The 18404-nt window shown below is 44.7% G+C and carries 14 protein-coding genes and 1 riboswitch; of the genes, 11 read left to right on the top strand and 3 right to left on the bottom strand.

Annotated features, from left to right (window positions below; genetic code table 11):
* The first annotated feature begins 43 nt into the window (after nucleotides 1-43).
* The 4 genes from AB4Y93_RS25460 to AB4Y93_RS25445 all read left to right on the top strand — a co-directional run bounded on the left by AB4Y93_RS25460 (nucleotide 44) and on the right by AB4Y93_RS25445 (nucleotide 4825).
* Entirely contained in the window at nucleotides 44-1000 is a 957-nt protein-coding gene (locus AB4Y93_RS25460) for an ABC transporter permease (RefSeq protein ID WP_441896203.1), read from the top strand.
* 14 nt (nucleotides 1001-1014) lie between these two features.
* Nucleotides 1015-1950: a carbohydrate ABC transporter permease gene (locus tag AB4Y93_RS25455; protein WP_441896200.1), complete on the top strand. Its 936-nt coding sequence runs from the start codon at nucleotides 1015-1017 to the stop codon at nucleotides 1948-1950.
* Nucleotides 1951-2024: 74 nt separating this feature from the next.
* On the top strand, nucleotides 2025-3728 hold the full coding sequence (locus AB4Y93_RS25450; protein ID WP_441896198.1) for an ABC transporter substrate-binding protein: 1704 nt from the start codon (nucleotides 2025-2027) through the stop codon (nucleotides 3726-3728).
* A gap of 119 nt (nucleotides 3729-3847) precedes the next feature.
* Nucleotides 3848-4825 (top strand): glycosyl hydrolase, encoded by a 978-nt coding sequence (locus AB4Y93_RS25445; protein ID WP_441896197.1) that lies wholly within the window; start codon nucleotides 3848-3850, stop codon nucleotides 4823-4825.
* A 71-nt stretch (nucleotides 4826-4896) separates the two neighbouring features.
* Here AB4Y93_RS25445 and AB4Y93_RS25440 read toward each other — a convergent pair whose 3' ends face one another.
* On the bottom strand, nucleotides 4897-7665 hold the full coding sequence (locus AB4Y93_RS25440) for a glycosyl hydrolase (protein ID WP_441896318.1): 2769 nt from the start codon (nucleotides 7663-7665) through the stop codon (nucleotides 4897-4899).
* A gap of 551 nt (nucleotides 7666-8216) precedes the next feature.
* Between AB4Y93_RS25440 and AB4Y93_RS25435 the strand changes: the two genes are divergently transcribed.
* Together AB4Y93_RS25435 and AB4Y93_RS25430 are read left to right on the top strand one after the other, a co-directional pair.
* Complete coding sequence (locus AB4Y93_RS25435) at nucleotides 8217-8960, top strand: glycosyltransferase (RefSeq protein WP_441896316.1); 744 nt, start codon at nucleotides 8217-8219, stop codon at nucleotides 8958-8960.
* Nucleotides 8961-9323: 363 nt separating this feature from the next.
* Nucleotides 9324-10400, top strand: coding sequence for a glycosyltransferase family 4 protein (locus AB4Y93_RS25430; protein ID WP_441896195.1), 1077 nt, complete (start codon nucleotides 9324-9326; stop codon nucleotides 10398-10400).
* A 237-nt stretch (nucleotides 10401-10637) separates the two neighbouring features.
* Here AB4Y93_RS25430 and AB4Y93_RS25425 read toward each other — a convergent pair whose 3' ends face one another.
* Together AB4Y93_RS25425 and AB4Y93_RS25420 are read right to left on the bottom strand one after the other, a co-directional pair.
* Nucleotides 10638-11513 carry an alkaline phosphatase family protein gene (locus AB4Y93_RS25425; RefSeq protein WP_441896194.1) on the bottom strand — a complete coding sequence of 292 codons (876 nt, stop codon included), beginning with the start codon at nucleotides 11511-11513 and terminating at the stop codon, nucleotides 10638-10640.
* A gap of 375 nt (nucleotides 11514-11888) precedes the next feature.
* Nucleotides 11889-12542 carry a lysozyme inhibitor LprI family protein gene (locus AB4Y93_RS25420; protein ID WP_441896193.1) on the bottom strand — a complete coding sequence of 218 codons (654 nt, stop codon included), beginning with the start codon at nucleotides 12540-12542 and terminating at the stop codon, nucleotides 11889-11891.
* A gap of 812 nt (nucleotides 12543-13354) precedes the next feature.
* Here AB4Y93_RS25420 and AB4Y93_RS25415 point away from each other — a divergent pair.
* From AB4Y93_RS25415 to AB4Y93_RS25395, 5 genes are all read left to right on the top strand, one after another.
* Entirely contained in the window at nucleotides 13355-14518 is a 1164-nt protein-coding gene (locus AB4Y93_RS25415; RefSeq protein ID WP_441896192.1) for a YhgE/Pip domain-containing protein, read from the top strand.
* Nucleotides 14519-14543: 25 nt separating this feature from the next.
* Nucleotides 14544-15134 carry a TetR/AcrR family transcriptional regulator gene (locus AB4Y93_RS25410; RefSeq protein WP_441896190.1) on the top strand — a complete coding sequence of 197 codons (591 nt, stop codon included), beginning with the start codon at nucleotides 14544-14546 and terminating at the stop codon, nucleotides 15132-15134.
* A gap of 219 nt (nucleotides 15135-15353) precedes the next feature.
* On the top strand, nucleotides 15354-15635 hold the full coding sequence (gene groES, locus AB4Y93_RS25405; RefSeq protein WP_441896188.1) for a co-chaperone GroES: 282 nt from the start codon (nucleotides 15354-15356) through the stop codon (nucleotides 15633-15635).
* Nucleotides 15636-15702: 67 nt separating this feature from the next.
* Nucleotides 15703-17331 (top strand): chaperonin GroEL, encoded by a 1629-nt coding sequence (gene groL, locus AB4Y93_RS25400; protein ID WP_441896186.1) that lies wholly within the window; start codon nucleotides 15703-15705, stop codon nucleotides 17329-17331.
* 209 nt (nucleotides 17332-17540) lie between these two features.
* Nucleotides 17541-17644, top strand: a riboswitch (purine riboswitch).
* Nucleotides 17645-17800: 156 nt separating this feature from the next.
* On the top strand, nucleotides 17801-18403 hold the full coding sequence (locus AB4Y93_RS25395; protein ID WP_441896184.1) for a xanthine phosphoribosyltransferase: 603 nt from the start codon (nucleotides 17801-17803) through the stop codon (nucleotides 18401-18403).
* The last annotated feature ends 1 nt before the right edge of the window (nucleotide 18404 follow it).

The following is an 18404-nucleotide window of genomic DNA, read 5'->3' as shown; positions in this document are numbered from 1 at the left end:
TCCCCACTCTGATTTAAGATGGAGTACAGAGAGGGGAGAAGCGATGAAAACACAAACGCTTAATGCCGAAAACGCATACAAAAAGTCGCCGAAGATGGCTTGGAAGGTCTTTAAAAATCAACAGTATCTATACTACATGTCTATTCCATTCGTGCTCTGGGTCTTTGTCTTTCAGTATCTGCCTCTATGGGGATGGACAATGGCCTTCCAGAAATATCGGCCGGGAGTCCATTTTTTTGAACAGAAATGGGTAGGCCTGGAGCATTTCCGCATCTTGTTCGGGGACGAGCATTTCTACCAAGTGCTAAGGAACACGCTGGCTATGAGCCTGATGGGCATGATTGCCGGATTTATGGTGCCGGTCGTTTTTGCTCTGCTGCTCAATGAGGTCCGTGTTCAGTTTATGAAGCGATTCGTTCAAACCGTCTCCTATCTGCCGCATTTTGTTTCCTGGGTAGTGGCTGCGGGCATTGTCACGAAAATGCTTTCGACAGACGGCGGTGTTGTGAACGATCTGCTCATGGGCTTGCACATTATTGATGAGCCGATTCAGTTTATGGCAAAAGGGAATTTATTCTGGGGAATTGTAACGAGTGCGGATATATGGAAGGAAACAGGATGGAGCGCCATTATTTATCTTGCTGCCATCGCTGGGATTGGTCCTGAGTTGTATGAGGCGGCACGAGTGGACGGCGCAAGCCGGATTCAGCAAATGTGGCATATTACGCTGCCGGGTATCCGGCCGACCATTATCGTCCTATTAATCATGTCCATTGGTCACCTGCTCGGCACTGGATTCGAGAAACAATTTCTGCTCGGGAATCATCTGGTCATCGATTACTCTGAAGTGCTTGATTTGTATGCGCTTAATTATGGCCTGGGGATGGGACGCTATTCCTTCGGAACAGCGATTAATATCTTCAATTCCGTGATCAGCCTGATCCTGTTGTTTGTTGCTAACGGAATATTTAAGCGTTTTACCAACGAGAGCATTATGTAAGGAGGAAGGATGGCATGGAAGCTGTCAAAGGAAATGAACCGGCAGGCAAATTTACAAAGCTTAAGGCAAAATCTGCGCAGGACTTAGTTTTAGAAGTTTTTGTTTATGTTTTCATGTTTGGAGTAACCGTTCTAACTATCTATCCCTTTTTAAACGTGCTGGCTATCTCCTTTAACGATTCGGTGGATACCATCAGAGGGGGAATCACAATTTGGCCGCGGGAATTCACGCTGCGTAATTATGATTTGATATTCACCTTTGGAGGTTTAATCACAGGATTCAAAATCTCCGTTCTGCGGACTGTTATTGGAACCGTGGCAGGCTTGATCAGCGGTTCAATGCTTGCTTTTACGCTGTCGCGAAATGATTTTAAAGCAAGGAGATTCATTTCCGCCTTTCTTGCTATTACGATGTATGTTTCCGGGGGCCTGATACCTGGTTTTATCCTGATGAAGGATCTGCATTTGATTAATACGTTTGCTGTCTACATTTTGCCGGGTCTCGTAAGTGCGTTTAATGTCTTTGTAATAAGGTCTTTCATTGACGGGCTGCCTTTTGCTCTCCAAGAATCGGCTAAGCTGGACGGCGCCAACGACTTTACCATCTATTGGCGGGTTATTCTTCCGCTCTGCAAACCGGCGTTAGCAACCGTAGCGCTCTTCCTGGCAGTAGGACAATGGAATTCTTGGTTCGATACTTATCTATTTAACGGTTCCAACGAATCGTTAACTACCCTTCAATATGAGCTGATGAAAATTTTGCAAAGCACGACGACCAGTGCAACCAATTCTCAAGATGCTGCCAATATGGCCCAGCGCTTGTCGCAGGTTTCTCCGGAATCCGTGAAAATGGCCATTACGATTATCGTTACGGTTCCGATTCTTGTTGTTTATCCTTTTCTACAAAGGTATTTCGTTAAGGGAATGACATTAGGTGCTGTAAAAAGCTAATTCCGTCGGTGTGTCCAGGCATTGCCTGTATCATACAAAATTACATTTTTATTCATAAGGGGAGGCTTCGTTTCATGGAGACAAAAAAGAAAAGGACGGTCGTTTCTTCCATTCTAGCGCTGTCATTAATGGCAACGCTTGCTGGGTGCAGTGGAAATAATGGTTCGTCCGCGACTGAAGGAACCAAAGCAGAAGGAAATTCAACGTCTGAGATGAAACCCGTCACGCTTACTTATTTTTCGGAAGACTCCAGCACGAACTGGAACAACATGCAGGACGAAGTAGGCAAGATTATTACAGAGAAAACCGGTGTAACCTTGGATGCCGAGTTTGCAGTAGGCGATCCGGTACAAAAGATTTCTCTGATAGCAGCTACGGGAGAATATCCTGATTTAATTGCTGCAAAGGCGGACGTTGGCAAACTTGTAGAGGCTGGAGCTATTCTCGATCTGACGGATTTGATCGACAAGTACGCACCAAACATCAAAAAGATGCTGGGGGATAAACTTGTTCGGACAAAGTACAGCCTTGACGATCAAGCTATCTACGCTATACCGACCTGGTCTTCCGTTGAGGAAAAGAAAATCAAAGCCGATGGAGGATTTGAACTCCAACATCGCGTCGTCAAGGAAGCAGGATACCCGGAGATTCGTACGGTACAAGATTTCGAGAAAGTGATTCAGGATTATATGACCAAGCATCCGACGGATGAAAATGGCAACAAAAATATCGGTATCTCTTTGAACGCCGATGACTGGCATATGTACCAGGTAACCAACTCGGGGTTCCAGACGACCGGGGGGGCAGACGACGGCGAATACTACATCGATCAGAAAACTTACCAAGCGACCTATCATTTCCGCCGTCCGGAAGAAAAAGAATACTTCCGTTGGCTGAATCACATGAACGACGTCGGCTTGCTTGATCCGGAAAGCTTCGTGCAGAAGACGGATCAGTTTAAGGCAAAAGTTGCTTCGGGCCGGGTTCTTGGCTTGGCCGATCCGGAATGGGACTATGGCGATGGACAGAACGCTTTGAAGACGGCGGGCAAATTCGATCAAACCTATGGTCATTATCCGGTTACGATGAGCAAGGATTACAAGGACACTAGCTTCTGGCCAGCCGGCTTTGACGGAGGGTATGGGATCTCGATCTCCAGCAAAACGAAGGATCCTGTAAGCGCTATTAAGTTTCTCGATTATCTAGCATCGGAAGAGGGACAAATCCTTAGTAACTGGGGAATCGAAGGAGAGCATTATACCTTAGAAAACGGTAAACGTACCATTATACCGGAAGTTCAGGAACAGATGAACAAAGACGGTGCTGCGTTCCAAAAGAAATCGGGTATTGGCCTTTACTGGAACCTGATGGTACATTACGGCGATGGCATCAAGGATTCAACTGGAAACTATTTTACACGCAATTACCCGGAGATGCTGACAGCGAATTACAGCGAGCCGGAAAAGGAAGCCTTGAAGGCCTATAATATCGAGCATTGGAAAGACTTATTCCCTCAAGAAGAAGAATTCCAACCGAGAGCATACGGAGCGGCATATACGATGTCTCTTCCAAATGACGACCCGGCCGTTATCCTGGGAGCTAAGATGAAGGATATTACGTGGAAGCGTATTCCGGAAGCGGTCATGTCCAAGCCGGAAGACTTCGACAAGATTTGGGATGCCTATATGGCGGAGCTGGAGAAAGCAGGCGTTAAAGAAATGGAAGAATCTTATACCAAGCACATCCAAAACCGGATCAAGCTTTGGTCTTCCAAGTAATTTTTTGAAATGAAAAGTTAGGGCCGTTCTCCATCCAAGCGGAGGAGGAACGGCCCTTTTTTATGCACGGCAATCCGTACTGATTTCATGCCGAACCTATATCTAATGAGGAGTAACCCATGGAAAATCCGAATATCGAGGCAATGGCACCTTGCAATACGAACGCAATCAACGAAGTAAAAGCAGTACTAGAGTACCTAAGAGGCATAGCCGGCAAAGCTATTATTACCGGTCAACACACGCAAACCAATTTGCAAAAGGAACTCCAGTATATCGAAAAGATTACGGGGAAGCTTCCCGCGCTTTGCGGCTTTGAGCTCTTAAGTTATTCGCCGGCTATTAATTATGAAAACAGCAGCGAAGAATGCCTGCTTGAGATTGATGAGAACCGAAACACGCTTGACCGGGCTTGGGAATGGGCAGAACGAAAAGGCTTGATCACCTTCACCTGGCATTGGTTCTCTCCTTTTGGGAGCTGGGATAAGGGATTCTATTCGAATAATACAACCTTTGACGCCTCCAAGGCTGTAATAGAAGGAACGGAGGAGTATAAGGCGTTGATTTCAGATATGGATCATATGGCCGATATCTTGAAGCCTTTTTGCGAGAAGAGGATTCCGATTCTGTGGAGACCCTTCCATGAAGCCGAGGGGGAATGGTTCTGGTGGGGTCACAAAGGCCCGGAGGTTGCTAAGCAGCTGTACCGCATGATGTATGACCGATATACACGCGTTCATGCTCTGAATAATCTGATCTGGGTCTGGAACTCGCCTTTGGCGGAAGGCTATGCAGGTGATGACGTGACGGATGTGATATCAAGAGACCTGTACCCTCCGAAACATACGCATACGGATCTGCGACCCGAATATGAGGAGCTTATTCGTATAACCTCGGAACCGAAGTTAGTTGCATTAGGAGAAATTGGGGTGCTGCCTAGCATAAATCAACTCTCATTAACTAGAATACCGTGGGTTTGGTACATGACCTGGTCAAACGACTTTGGATCGACCGCAGAGTGGACCTCCGAGGAGGAACTACTCCAGGCATACCATCATGAATATGCGGTTACGCTCGATAAATTGCCCGTATTGTATTAATCCAGCTTGAGTACTAAATAGGCCGTCTCCGATTTACCGGAGACGGCCGAATTTCTTCATATACAGTGTTATTATTTCTTTGCGCTGTGTGGCACAGTCACGATTACAGCGGCTTTTGTCCGGTTGCCGGCATAATCGGACGCTTCATAGGTTATCGTGTAGACTCTTCCCGATCCCATGCCCGAACGCTCGGCCCTGAGCAGGATAGAAGTATCCGCGGTCCCGATATTCGCGTTCTGGACATCGCCTGGCTTATCTCCATCCCCTAAGCCATTATCCGGTTCATTGCTTGTTATAGAGACTAGCTTTACTCCGGCTACTCCGGATCCGGTATCCGCAGCGTTTAAATTCAATTCGATAGGGATGAGTGCGTGATTTGGTATTTCCAACACGGTGGTGCTGGCTGAAACGGACAAGGATGGAGCAGTCTTGTCTATGTTAGAGACAGTTGCTGTTGCCGTGCCGTAGTGGCCATCCTCATCCACAAAGGTGAAGATAAACGTGCCATTCTTTTTGAATATATGCCGATCAGATTCTCCGTTGTTCGTAATGGTGACGGGTTTGTTTGTGGCGAGCGTGGCAATTACATCCTTATTCGTTGGAACGGTTTGACTGTACGAGATCGTTGCTTTTAGCGGGATAGGCTCAATATAGTTCAATTCTGCATAATCCAGGTCGATCCATCCCCAGCTTTTGCCGACGGTTAACGTGTGGCTGCCGGCTTCCAGCTCGTACTCGCCAATTACACCATCCGTCCATGATTGGCTGCTGCTAAAAACATAGTCCGCCAGCTTTACTCCATTCAGCATCACGGGATTGGTCTTATCTCCCGAAGCTTTGTATCGTAAAGACAATTGATATGTTCCACTGACAGGCACGTTCAAAGGCACAATCAAGTTGTCGCCTTCGTTGTCGAATCCGGTTACGTAACCGTCACCCGAATACCCGCTGTCTTCCGTAGATACACGGAGTCCGGTTAAGGTGCCTTTCTCTGCTTCGAATTTAAAGGAAGTATATAAGTTATGGGGGAGTTCGTCCCGTGTGATAACGTAATCGCTGTTAAACACATTTTGAATATGATCAAGAGAGTTATACTGTCCATTGCGGATGAAATCGCCTGTCCACGTTATGAAGTAGAGCCAATGTGCAGAATAAGCTTGTAGCTGCTCCGGATCGGGTATGGGGCCGTTTTCGGGCAAAGCGACCAGCTTCTTATCTTGCACGAGATTCATTAAGCTGTCGTATTTGGCGATGTTTGGTCCGTAATTGCCTGCCTGGTTGTAGATGTCTACGCTAACGATATCGACGACATCGTCCCCCGGATACCAATCCGGACTCTCGGAGTTCCACACCCAGATCAGGTTGTTCAGGTGATGATAATGGGTAAGACGGTCGTACATAAGCCGATACAACTGTTTTGCGGGTTCAGGCCCTTTTGCGCCCCACCAGAACCATCCTCCTTCAGCCTCGTGCAGCGGCCTCCAAAGTACGGGGATGTGCGCGTCCTGAAGACGTTTCAACTGTACGGCAATCGCATCTATGTCCCTCAAAAGCAGCTGATAATCCTCCGACTCAGGATGTTCGAGCGCATATTGAACATTAAATGATGTTGCGTCTGTATAAAAACCGCTCCACCATTCTTTACCCGGCATATCGTACAGCCCTTTAGGGGCATTCCAGTGCCATACGAAGGTAACAATTCCACCTTCTTTGGCCCATTGAATCGCTTTGTCTACTTCCGTAGAGGTCGCACCATGTTCAACACGGGAAGGGGAATAATCCATCATGTCCGTAGAGAAGATGGCCGGATATTTACCGGTTTGGTCTTTAATCCACTGCGCATCCTCCAGGGTTTGTTGACCGGAAAGAATATTTTTCCCGTAATGATCGACCAGGTAGTTCATAAGCGCCTTGGTCTCCACGGTTGCATGAGGGTTGACCAGCTTGTTCTCGACGCTATGCTGTTTCGGGGCACCGGTTGCCGAAACCTTGACGTAATCGATACTATACCAGCCCCAGCCGGGATTAAACTGTATCGTATTGTTTCCGGCATGGAGCAGGGCTTTACCGCCGGATACCTCGGTGTAACCAGCAGATGCCGGAAGGGATATTTCGCTTGTCTGGCCGTTGACCGCCAACTGGGTTTTTTTGTCCCCATTGGGAGAGCTGTAACCGATTGCAAGATCGTAAAGACCGCTAGCGGCTGCGTTATAGGTTAACGTTAACGAGCCCGAGTTTTTGAAGGATGCATAACCTGTACCAGAATAACCCACGTCAGTCGTGCCAATGCTTACGTCACCGGTCATTACGCCGTCTTCGGCTTCCATTTTGTCGCTCGCAACGGGCGGGAGAGCAGCTTCAATCTTCACGTATTCGATTCCGTAATAACCCCAGCCCCGGTTAAAAGTAATTTCGTTTGCGCCAGCGTTCAGCATGATTTTGCTTACCATCTTCTCGTTTGTAACTTTTCCCGCGGGCGGGGCATCCAGAGTGATGCTGCCGACACCGCTCCCATTGACTTCGATGCCGGTATCCTTGGAGCCATAGCCCTCCGGAATGTAATATCCAAGACTTAGTTTATAGAGACCTGCTTCCGCCGTATTTATTTTAAAGGTGGCTGTTCCAACAGGCTGGCTGGAGCTTGGGTCTTCGTTAAAAAAGAAAGAGACATAGCCATACCCATCGTAAATCGTGTCATTGTCTTGAGGATCTGTACGTTTTTGTACGCCGTAGCCATTAAGAACGGCATCCTTGTAGCTTAAGACCAACGAAGTATCGCCGGGCAAGTCGGTAGAAGCGGCCGAGACCGGATTTAACTCCATCGATAATAGGAAACTCATGAATAGAACCAAACTGAGAAAGCTGGAAAACCGTCTTTTCCACGAAACTGCCACGTAATCCACCCCTTAAAAAGATGCTACCGCCAAATACTCCAGCGGTGCAGCATGCGAGTAAACGCTTTCAAACTTGTTTGAAACAATCGAATCCAGTGTGTCGGATATCATGCTTTATTGTCCCTCCCTTCTCTCTTGATGTTCATCATAAATCAGTGGAGAGGCGAGGCAAATACAAATAATTGCGGAGAAATTCATTCGCAAATTATAGATTTATGGATCCATATTTAATGCTATTGAAACAATAATCGTCAGAAGTACAACGATATAATAACCCCGATGCATATAAGGTAGAATAGGTCGTGGGTTTCTTAAGCAATCCGCCGGTCCGAAGACCGGACATTCGCCAACACTTAACTTAAAGAAGCTTCATATACTGGGGTATCTCGTCGGAAAGGGCTGAATCCGTTGAATCGTAATCTAAAGACAGGGGAACCATTGGCGTTCAGGGTGATGTAGGAGTGAAAACAGCAAAGAGGAGCGCAGCGAATCTCTCGATGAATTCGGTAAAGACCCTGAAGGCGAATCTCAGGACGAATGTAAATCCCCGCTCGGGCCTTGGGGTTTCTGTTGTAGTAAGCACAAAACGGCCAGAGTTTTTCGATAATATTTTAGCCAATTTCAATAGACAGCGATATAAAAATAAGGAGCTAGTCATTGTACTTCATAACAATAACATTAACCTAACGAATTACCGGAAAAAAGTGCGAGCCATGAAAAACGTTTCCATCTACCAGATGGCTGAGAGGTTCCAACTGGGTCGCTGCTTGAACCATGGAATTGTGAAGTCTAAATTACCGCTGATTGCGAAGTTTGACGACGACGATTATTACTCGCCTTACTATTTATCAGAACAGATTCAGGCGCTCGCTCGTACGGGAACGGATGTCGTAGGCAAAAAAGCTTGCTATACCTATTTACAAACAAGCAGCAGGCTTATTCTACGGTTTTCAGGATTAAAGCAGAGGTTTGTAAAGACAGTGTCGGGCGGGACCATTCTTTTCAGACGGGCGATGAAAGTGAGGTTTACGCCAAGCGTTTCGCTCGGGGAAGATATTAATTTCCTCGCGAAATGTAGAACCAGAGGCTATAAGATTTACGCAACAACACCATACAATTACGTTTATTTACGGAGAAAAAGCGGTCATACCTGGAAAACAACGGAACGCTATCTGATGGCTGGAAGCAAGTTCATCGGGAGAATAAACAATTTCCGTCGGGTGACAACCCGCGTATTTTGAGCTTGTGGCTGCGAGCAAAAGGCTACAAACTGGAGGAGAATGACAGAATACTCTTTAACAAGACCCGTAAGCTTTATTGGTCTTACAAAACAGGAACAATAACGGATTAACTGGTCTAAAATTGCTAATTTTTACCTAATTGAGCTTTAAACGAGGTCAATTCAAGATCAAATGAATAAAATATTTCAACTCCATTTTAATAAAAGACAGAAGAGTTGATTTCTGTCTTTCTTTGTCTTGAACGATTAATAAAAAGCCATACCTGAATTCCTAAGTAGCAGGTAATATTATATCACTCATATTCAGGACAAATATAAACAGAGAGCATATAGAAAAAGACTAAAATGAGGTGGGCGAGGCTAGGTGAAGATTCTTATGGTTGCTCCGGAGCAAATACCGGTTCCGGGCAATGGATCGGTTGAAATATGTATGTTGGCAATTGCCAAGCAGCTTGCTGTAAATCATAAGGTTACGATTGTCAGCAGACAAAGCCCCAGTTTACCAAATATTAGTGACCATGGAAATTTAACTATCGTTCGAGTGCCTACGGGAAGTTCACAGAAATACATCGCATCGGTCCTGCGTTATATCAGAGGAAAGTATTATGATATTATACAAGTGGATAATCGTCCCCACTATATGGCCAAAGTGAAGAATGCCTTCCCGCTAACCCCGGTTTCACTTTTCCTTCATTCTCTGACTTTTGTTCCACATACTAAAGCTGTGGCAACCAGCTTGGATAAAGCCGATTTGATTATTGCGAACAGTGACTCGCTAAAAAGTAATTTATCCCGCATGTTTCCAACGCAATCCTCTAAAGTAAGAACGGTATATCTGGGGGTTGACACCGTCCGGTTCAAACCTACTTACACAAAAAAGAAGTCTGACACCTTCCAGGTTCTGTTTGCAGGACGAATTATTCCCCGTAAAGGTGTACCGGTTATTATCCAAGCAATTGGAGTTATGAAAAGAAAATATCCGAAAGTAAGATTAATCATCGTCGGGGGAGGTAAAGCGAACTATATCAATAGCCTTAAATTACTAGCACGAAAATATCGTATAAATACGCGATTTACTGGAATGATTCCGCATAATAGGATCCACCAGCTATACTGGAACGCAGATTGCTTCGTATGTCCTTCACAGCGACACGAGGCGTTTGGGCTTGTCAATGTAGAAGCTATGGCCTCCGGACTTCCCGTCGTTGCATCCAGTATCGGAGGGATTAAAGAAATTGTGAGACATGGAGCGAATGGGTATCTCGTTAAAAAATACAAAAGTCCATATTCGCATGCCGAGTGGATAGGGAAGCTAGCGGGTGACAGAGTACTAGCTTCAAAATTGGGTAAACAAGCAAGAAAAGATGCGGTCGAGCGATTTAGCTGGAAACATATGGCCTTAAAGCTAATGGCTATATATAGAAGCATGCATCTAACCTAAAAAGAAGAGGACTTCATAAACCATAAAGAAGCTCAGCTGCATCATTGCAAGTGTACTTGGATACGATCTGAATATCATTTAGGAAATCGCCTTTACTAATCCTTATGCAGTGTTTTATTGTTTACCTACGAATAGTTTGGTAATCCGCATTGATCTGCATGAAGCCAATGGTATAGCTGCAGTTAATCCTAAAATGTTAGGGTAGACCCTTATAGCGCACCCCGAAAGTAAATGCTTTTAAATCCTAAGATTAATGGGCTTAACGTTTTTGCTATTTCCAAGAGCCGGCAATCCATAGAAGTCTTCGATTGTACGTAGCATATTATAATGATTTGTTTTCGTCATATAGGCTTGAGGCTTAATTTTTTGGCCAACCATAATAGTGGGGATTTTATTCTTAGCACTCCTATCGTCTTCGTCCCAGGTCAGAATAAAGATGCTGTTATGTTTTTTTGCCCATTCAATATAACCTGCCATGTTATTCTTAAGCCAATCGTCCGCTTCTTTAATTGTTCCATCATGAATGTCGTGTTTTAGATTGGGAACTACAAAGGAAACAGTTGGAAGTTTACTATAGTCCTTTGGGAAAGAGGTAAACGGCATATTTGCTTTTGCAGAAACGTTAGTGAAATCAACCCAAGGGTTATGTTTTCGAGCATACAAGGTTTTAAGGTCATAGGGGCCGGTAAATCCTACACTTGGTAATCCTTCGGAATAACCACCAAATGTGTAGCCGTGTTTTACAAGCTCATTAGCTAAATTATCTGTTTTAAAAGTATGGGATGGTTTATCATCGGTTACACCTTGATTCGAACCAGAGAAAAGATCGATATAGTTCGGCTGGCTAGGGTGTTCAATCGCATAATGATTAGTTAGATTGGCACCGGTTTTTACAAGTTGATTGATATAAGGGGCATTTTTATTTCCAATTATCTCCTTGTAGGAGTGGTTCTCTTCTACAACAATGACGATATGATTTGGTGCTAAACTGGTTTGCGTTGTTGAGCTAGAAGCATGAACCGTTTTAAGATTTTCTTTTAAAAATTGATTCATTGTATAACTCATTAGAACAAGTATTACGCTAACCATTCCAATTATTTTTTTTATCTCCATATGTGGCCCTCTCTTTTTGATCTCAATATCACTATCATAACTTGTATTTTTCCGAAATGATGTACAGTAAGAGCGAATTAATATTTTTTTAAGATTTATTTCACAATGACTTGATGAGTAATAATTAGAATGTTGCCAGGAGTTATCGTGCGTTAATGATTAGTTGCCTTGAGTTATAATTTTAGGGATCACTAAAACGATCAATAAATAAATGCCCGGAATCATTGTGATTCCGGGCATTTATTGGTTTAACCTGGCCAACTGGCTGTTGCTCGAAAAGTGTTAGTGTTATTTGGCGAAAGTCGGTGAACCGAACCATAAATAAAGGTAAGTTTTGGTGCGGAATTCCTTGCACCTTTGATCAAGATTCCAAGTCTATTTTTTACTTTGGTATAAAAACTCAACTTCACCATCTAGCAAATATCGATATTCAAATAATTGTATTGTTCTTTCCCTAATTCTCTCCCGTATAACCGTGCCTAGGCTTACCGATCCTTGTGATCCAAGGTAACCATTATTAATAAATGTCTTCTCTACAAATTTTGTTTCCCTTAAGTGATACTGTAACCATTCTTTCTGCGATTCAATTAGTGCTTCTCTTGGTTCTCTATCCAACTTAGAAAGAAGCTTTTTATATATTTGATTCAACTCTTTATCCCAAATCTCTGTATATTTGCTTTCCAAAGCCCCCCATCCCAATGTTGTAATAATCTCTTTGGAATTTTGAGATTCATTAAATTCCACTTTATAATCATGATCTATAGGATTTCGAAGCATTTCATCATAAAATTCTCTAGTCAAATCATAGTTCCCAATGTTCATGGATAACACTTCATTGTTAGAAGGATCTGATCGACCTTCAGTTATTTCTTTCGATTCTGTTCCAGTACCTGTACTCACTACATCAGGAGGCAGTTCAGAATTCATTATTGATTTAGTTTCGCTGTTCAAAGTAGTCGATTGACTAATATTTTGACAAGATGAAAACATTATCGTAATAAAAAATAATAAGAGTATCTTACCTTTCATAAAAAATTATCTCCTTAAATATTATTTTTAATATTTTCCGGTAATGGCGCATAACGTCTTATTCACGAACTTCGTAAATAATCCCATATGTAGGGTATTCGCGAAAATTTTTGAACTATCCTCCCATAACTTTAAGAAAAGGACCTTGTGCGTACAACAAATTCTTAGATAATTTGGTACGGAGCAAACGAGAGTAAACTCTGCTGCAACATTAAAATGTAAATCATTCGGCACTGGGTGGGGTCTAATTAGAAGCCTATACATGCCCTATAGAGGACAATAAAAGAGCCGCCCATTTTGGGTGGCTCTTCCAAACGTCGACTACCTGGCGAACGGTGAGTTTTTGAAGATCAGCAGGCGTAGGGAAGAGACGCAGGGTAGCTAGCGATCCGGAGCCAATGAGGTACTTGTTACCTGCCGCAGCTCGGGGAACATAATGTCGACCCAGCGGTGGATCTGGTTCTTGGTGCTGACGAGATGATAGCTTAACGCTGGGAGGTAGACCAGTGAAGTGTTCATGCGTTCTCATGGCGAACCGGGAGACAATTGTCAGGGGAACATTAGTTCAGCAACATCACGACAATAGCCGAACGATAGCTCAATAAGAATAGTGCAGCAGTCGGTCATTATGACCGGCTGCAGACGACTCTCAACTATTGGCAGTTGGTTCAAAACTTAATCGGGATTTTCTTGTCGTTAGAATTATTCTTTAACATGTAGTGTCGTTGACAAGGAGCGAAGGTCCTGATATTGTTTAAACAGATGTTTTAAACAAGTGTTTAACAGACAAGAGAGATAGAGGAGTGGAGAATGTGAAACAGGCACTACAGGCATTTATGAAGCGTCCGACTACATGGGTTGGGATCATTACAGCTTTAACGTTCCAAATTGTATTTTCCTTGATTTGGATGACAGGGTATGACGGGGTTACAGATCGTACAACTCAACTGCATATCGCAATTGTTAATAAGGATGGGCAGCTTGGAGAGCAGGTTGCATCTAGTCTTATAAAAGAACTGCCGTTCAAGATGTCACAGCTCGATAATCTTGAAGAGGCGAAGAAACAGCTCGATGCGCGAAAGCTGCAGATGGTCATATATATGCCGGAGGATTTCTCGCTGAAAACGGCATCTCCGGACGGACACGCCAATATTCAATATTGGATTAATGAGTCGAACCCTGCTTTAATTAAAAGTATGATGAGTGGGGTTGCGGAACAGGTGACGGCCGAGGTTAACAAGCGAGCTGTTGCGGCAGGTGTCACAGCAACGCTTGGAGAGGCAGCTAAGATGCCGGAGGAGCAGGCCGCATCAACAGGACAAAGCCTGGCAGAAAGAGTTACTGCGGATATACAATCGACGAATGCCATTCATGGCATGAATAATCAGATGGTACCGATGATGATGGTACTTGCTTCCTATGTGGGAGCTATGATTATGGGGATGAACCTTGAGCAGTCGGCTATGGCGATCCAGGGAAGCGTTAGCCGCTGGAGACGGTTCGCAGCAAGAAGTCTCATTAATATAGCTGCAGCAGTTGTTGTATCATTGGTAGGCTCGACGCTGCTGTATTCACTTGGCGGGCAAATTGAGCAGGGCTTTATCCATCTTTGGTTATTTGAAATGCTGTTCCTGCTTACCTTTATGTTCGTCTCGCAAATGTTCTTGTACTTGTTCGGAATGGCAGGCATGCTGTTCAATATTATGCTGCTGTCGGCTCAATTGGTGTCGTCTGGAACGATTGTACCGCGCGAGCTGTTGTCGGATTTCTATGTTGGTTTGGGTGCTGTTCTGCCCGCAACCTATGCGGTGGAAGGGAATATGAATCTGCTCTTTGGCGGTCCAGGAGTTGGTCAGGAGGCAGCAGTCCTGTTCTTAATAACGGCGGTTGCCATACTGATTAGTGCCGCTGCTGTAGCGGTGAAGGGAAGCAGAAGCAGAAGCAGGCAGTCTGAGGCAACGATTGCATCAAAATAAATAGTTAGCTGGGGGATTTCAAGGAATGAATACGAATGAGAGCGATGTGAAAACACGTCTATTGCTTGCGGCGAAAAAGCTATTTGCCAGCCAAGGCTTCGAGGGGACAACAGTAAGGCAAATTTGCGAGGCAGCGGGTGGGACGAATGTCGCACTTATCTCGTATCATTTCGGAGGCAAAGAGAATATGTTCGCTGCGTTGTTTGATCATTTTTTTCCATTCAATCAGTTTGCCGAAGTGGACAAGAACTTGCCGCCTATGGAAGGCGTCAAGCTGGTCATTAGGGAAGTAACCAGGTTCCGCTATTCTGATCCTGAGCTTATTCATATTATCCAGCATGAAATATTACTGAACACTTCCCGCATTGAGAAAATTCAATATTATGTCATGCCCATTTGGCAGTCGCTGCGACACTGGCTGGAAGTAGGCCGCGATCAAGGCATCTTCGAGATTAGATCGCTTGATTTCGCTTTATTCTCGATTGCAGGTGTGTTGTTATTTAATCGCAGCTCGGACTATTGGCAGTTCGTAATAAGCGATGAGCCGTATAGTCTGGAGAAGACAATCGAAGAGCTGACATTTTTTATTATGAATGGCATTATGGCAAAGCAGTAATTAAAGACGGCATACGCGGCTTACGCGTATGCCGTCTTTTGGCTAGGGCTATAATGGTGAAGGCGCGAATAAGAGGTTGTTAAATAACTGCAAAAATGACCGCAGACACTTGAAATTGGATCCGAAAATGAGTATGATAAAAATGGTTGTTAGCACTTCAAGGTTACGAGTGCTAATAAAAAACAATAAGCGACAAAATTTTTAAGGAGGCTATTTTCAATGATCAGACCTTTGGGTGAACGCGTATTGATCGAACCGATCGCAAAAGAAGAAACGACTGCAAGCGGCATCGTTTTGCCGGATACGGCTAAAGAAAAACCACAAGAAGGTAAAGTGGTGGCAGTTGGCAGCGGTACATTGAAAAACGGCGAACGTATTGCGCTCGAAGTTAAAGAAGGCGACCGCGTTCTATTCTCCAAATATGCGGGAACAGAGATCAAATACGAAGGTAAAGAGTATTTGATTATGAAGGAAAGCGACATTCACGCGATCTTTGGATAAGCCTGTTTTCTAACATAGAGGGCAAGGCGTAAAATACTTATTATACTTTTTGGGAGGTAACACGATAATGGCAAAAGAAATCAAATTTAGTGAAGACGCTCGTCGCGCAATGCTGCGTGGTGTTGATCAACTTGCAAATGCGGTTAAAGTAACGCTTGGTCCTAAAGGCCGCAACGTGGTACTAGAGAAGAAATTCGGCAGCCCGCTCATCACGAATGACGGTGTTTCCATCGCGAAAGAAATCGAGCTGGAAGATGCATTCGAGAACATGGGTGCTCAACTGGTTAAAGAAGTAGCAACAAAAACGAACGATGTTGCCGGCGACGGTACTACAACAGCAACAGTTCTGGCTCAAGCGATGATTCGCGAAGGTCTGAAAAACGTTACTGCAGGCGCTAACCCTATGGTTATCCGCAAAGGTATCGAAAAAGCGGTTAAAGCGGCAGTTGAAGAACTGAAAGCAATCGCGAAACCAATCGAAGGCAAACAATCGATCGCACAAGTTGCATCGATCTCGTCTGCAGACGACGAAGTTGGCCAACTGATTGCAGAAGCAATGGAAAAAGTGGGCAATGACGGCGTTATTACTGTTGAAGAATCGAAAGGCTTCGTAACGGAGCTTGAAGTGGTTGAAGGTATGCAATTCGACCGCGGTTATGTATCTCCATACATGATCACTGACACAGATAAAATGGAAGCTGTCCTCGACAATCCATACATTCTGATCACAGATAAAAAAATCTCGAACATTCAAGAGATCCTTCCGGTTCTGGAGAAAGTTGTTCAATCCGGCAAGCAGCTCTTGATCATCGCAGAAGATATCGAAGGCGAAGCGCAAGCTACCCTCGTTCTGAACAAACTGCGCGGCACATTCACTTGCGTAGGCGTTAAAGCTCCAGGCTTCGGCGACCGCCGTAAAGCAATGCTGGCTGATATCGCTGCTCTGACTGGCGCTCAAGTAGTAACAGAAGAGCTCGGCCTTGAGCTGAAATCGGCAACCGTGGACCAACTCGGTTCCGCTCGCCAAGTTCGCATTACAAAAGAAAACACGATCATCGTGGACGGCAGCGGCAACCCTACTGACATCCAAGCTCGTGTTAACCAAATCCGGGTACAACTGGAAGAAACAACATCTGAGTTCGACCGTGAGAAACTGCAAGAGCGTCTGGCTAAACTGGCTGGCGGCGTAGCGGTTATCAAAGTTGGCGCAGCTACTGAAACAGAACTGAAAGAGCGTAAGCTTCGCATCGAAGACGCCCTGAACTCGACTCGCGCAGCGGTTGAAGAAGGTATCGTATCCGGTGGTGGTACTGCTCTGATTAACGTATACAAAGCAGTTGCAGCTGTTCAAACAACTGGCGACGAGCAAACAGGCGTTAACATCGTATTGCGCTCCCTCGAAGAGCCGCTTCGCACAATCGCTGCGAACGCAGGTCAAGAAGGTTCCGTAATCGTTGAGCGTCTGAAAAACGAAAAAGTTGGCGTTGGTTACAATGCCGCTACTGGCGAATGGGTGAACATGTTCGAAGCGGGTATCGTTGACCCTGCTAAAGTAACTCGTTCCGCTCTGCAAAACGCAGCTTCCGTAGCAGCTATGTTCTTGACTACAGAAGCAGTAGTTGCTGACAAACCTGAGAAAAATGCTCCATCGATGCCTGATATGGGCGGCATGGGCGGTATGGGCGGCATGATGTAATTTAATTCCTTATCGAAGCAATTGGATGAGGAGCGACCGCATATTAGCGGTAAATTAAATTGCCGATTGGACGGAGAACGTCCAATGCGGAAATCAGCACCTACGGTAAGTGAATTGGAAGCTTTTCATGAGTTCATTGAACTTATGGAAAGCTTCTTTTTTCTTGAAATAATTACCTTTGCAATTTATTAGTCATTCCTTGTATTATTAGAAATGCTTTTTTTTTATCTCATATAATCATGGGAATATGGCCCATAAGTTTCTACCGGATAACCATTGCAACTATCCGACTATGAGTGATTCGCTTTTTTACATTTTACCTTCATGTTCTTTCTGTACTGAAAGTAGTAGGGAAGTGGACGGATGTAGTTCAGCGTACACGAATATGGTTTTTGTAGGGACAGGCCACACTTAAGCTTTAGCTTAAGGGGCTTGTCCCTTTTTTATTCAACTAGAGGAGCGGAAGAGAATGAAGTTGCTGCAAGATCGAATACGCAAAGAAGGATTAATATTGTCCGATACGGTACTTAAGGTGGACTCCTTCTTGAATCATCAAGTGGACACGGCGCTCGCATTAGAGATTGGTAAGGAATTTGCCAGACGGTTTGCGGACAAGACTATTACGAAGGTGCTGACGATTGAAGCAAGCGGCATACAATTTGCGATGGCTGTTGGCATTGCGCTTAATGTTCCTTTTGTTTATGCCAAGAAGAAGAAGGCCATTACCCAGTCCGAGCAGGTTTACTCCGCGTCTGTTCACTCTTTTACCAAACAAGAAACTTATCAAGTGACGATTTCGAAAAATTACTTGGGACCGGATGATAAAGTACTCATTGTGGACGACTTTCTTGCGACAGGCGCAGCACTTGTTGGTTTAGTCCAAATCGTGAATGATGCTGGTGCTGAACTCGCCGGCGTAGGCTGCGTGATCGAAAAAGGGTTTCAAGAGGGACGAGGCTTGCTGGAGCAGATGAATGTAAGCGTTGAGTCGCTTGCTATTATATCCCGAATGGCTCCAGGGGAGATCTATTTCGAGGAACCTGCTAAAGTACTTGTAAAGGAGAAGGTATAGG

Origin of the sequence: Paenibacillus sp. YAF4_2 (genome assembly GCF_052113225.1) — a bacterium.
Lineage (GTDB): Bacteria > Bacillota > Bacilli > Paenibacillales > Paenibacillaceae > Pristimantibacillus.
The sequence above is the reverse complement of the archived record's forward strand: the minus strand, read 5'-3'. Positions and strand labels throughout refer to the sequence as shown.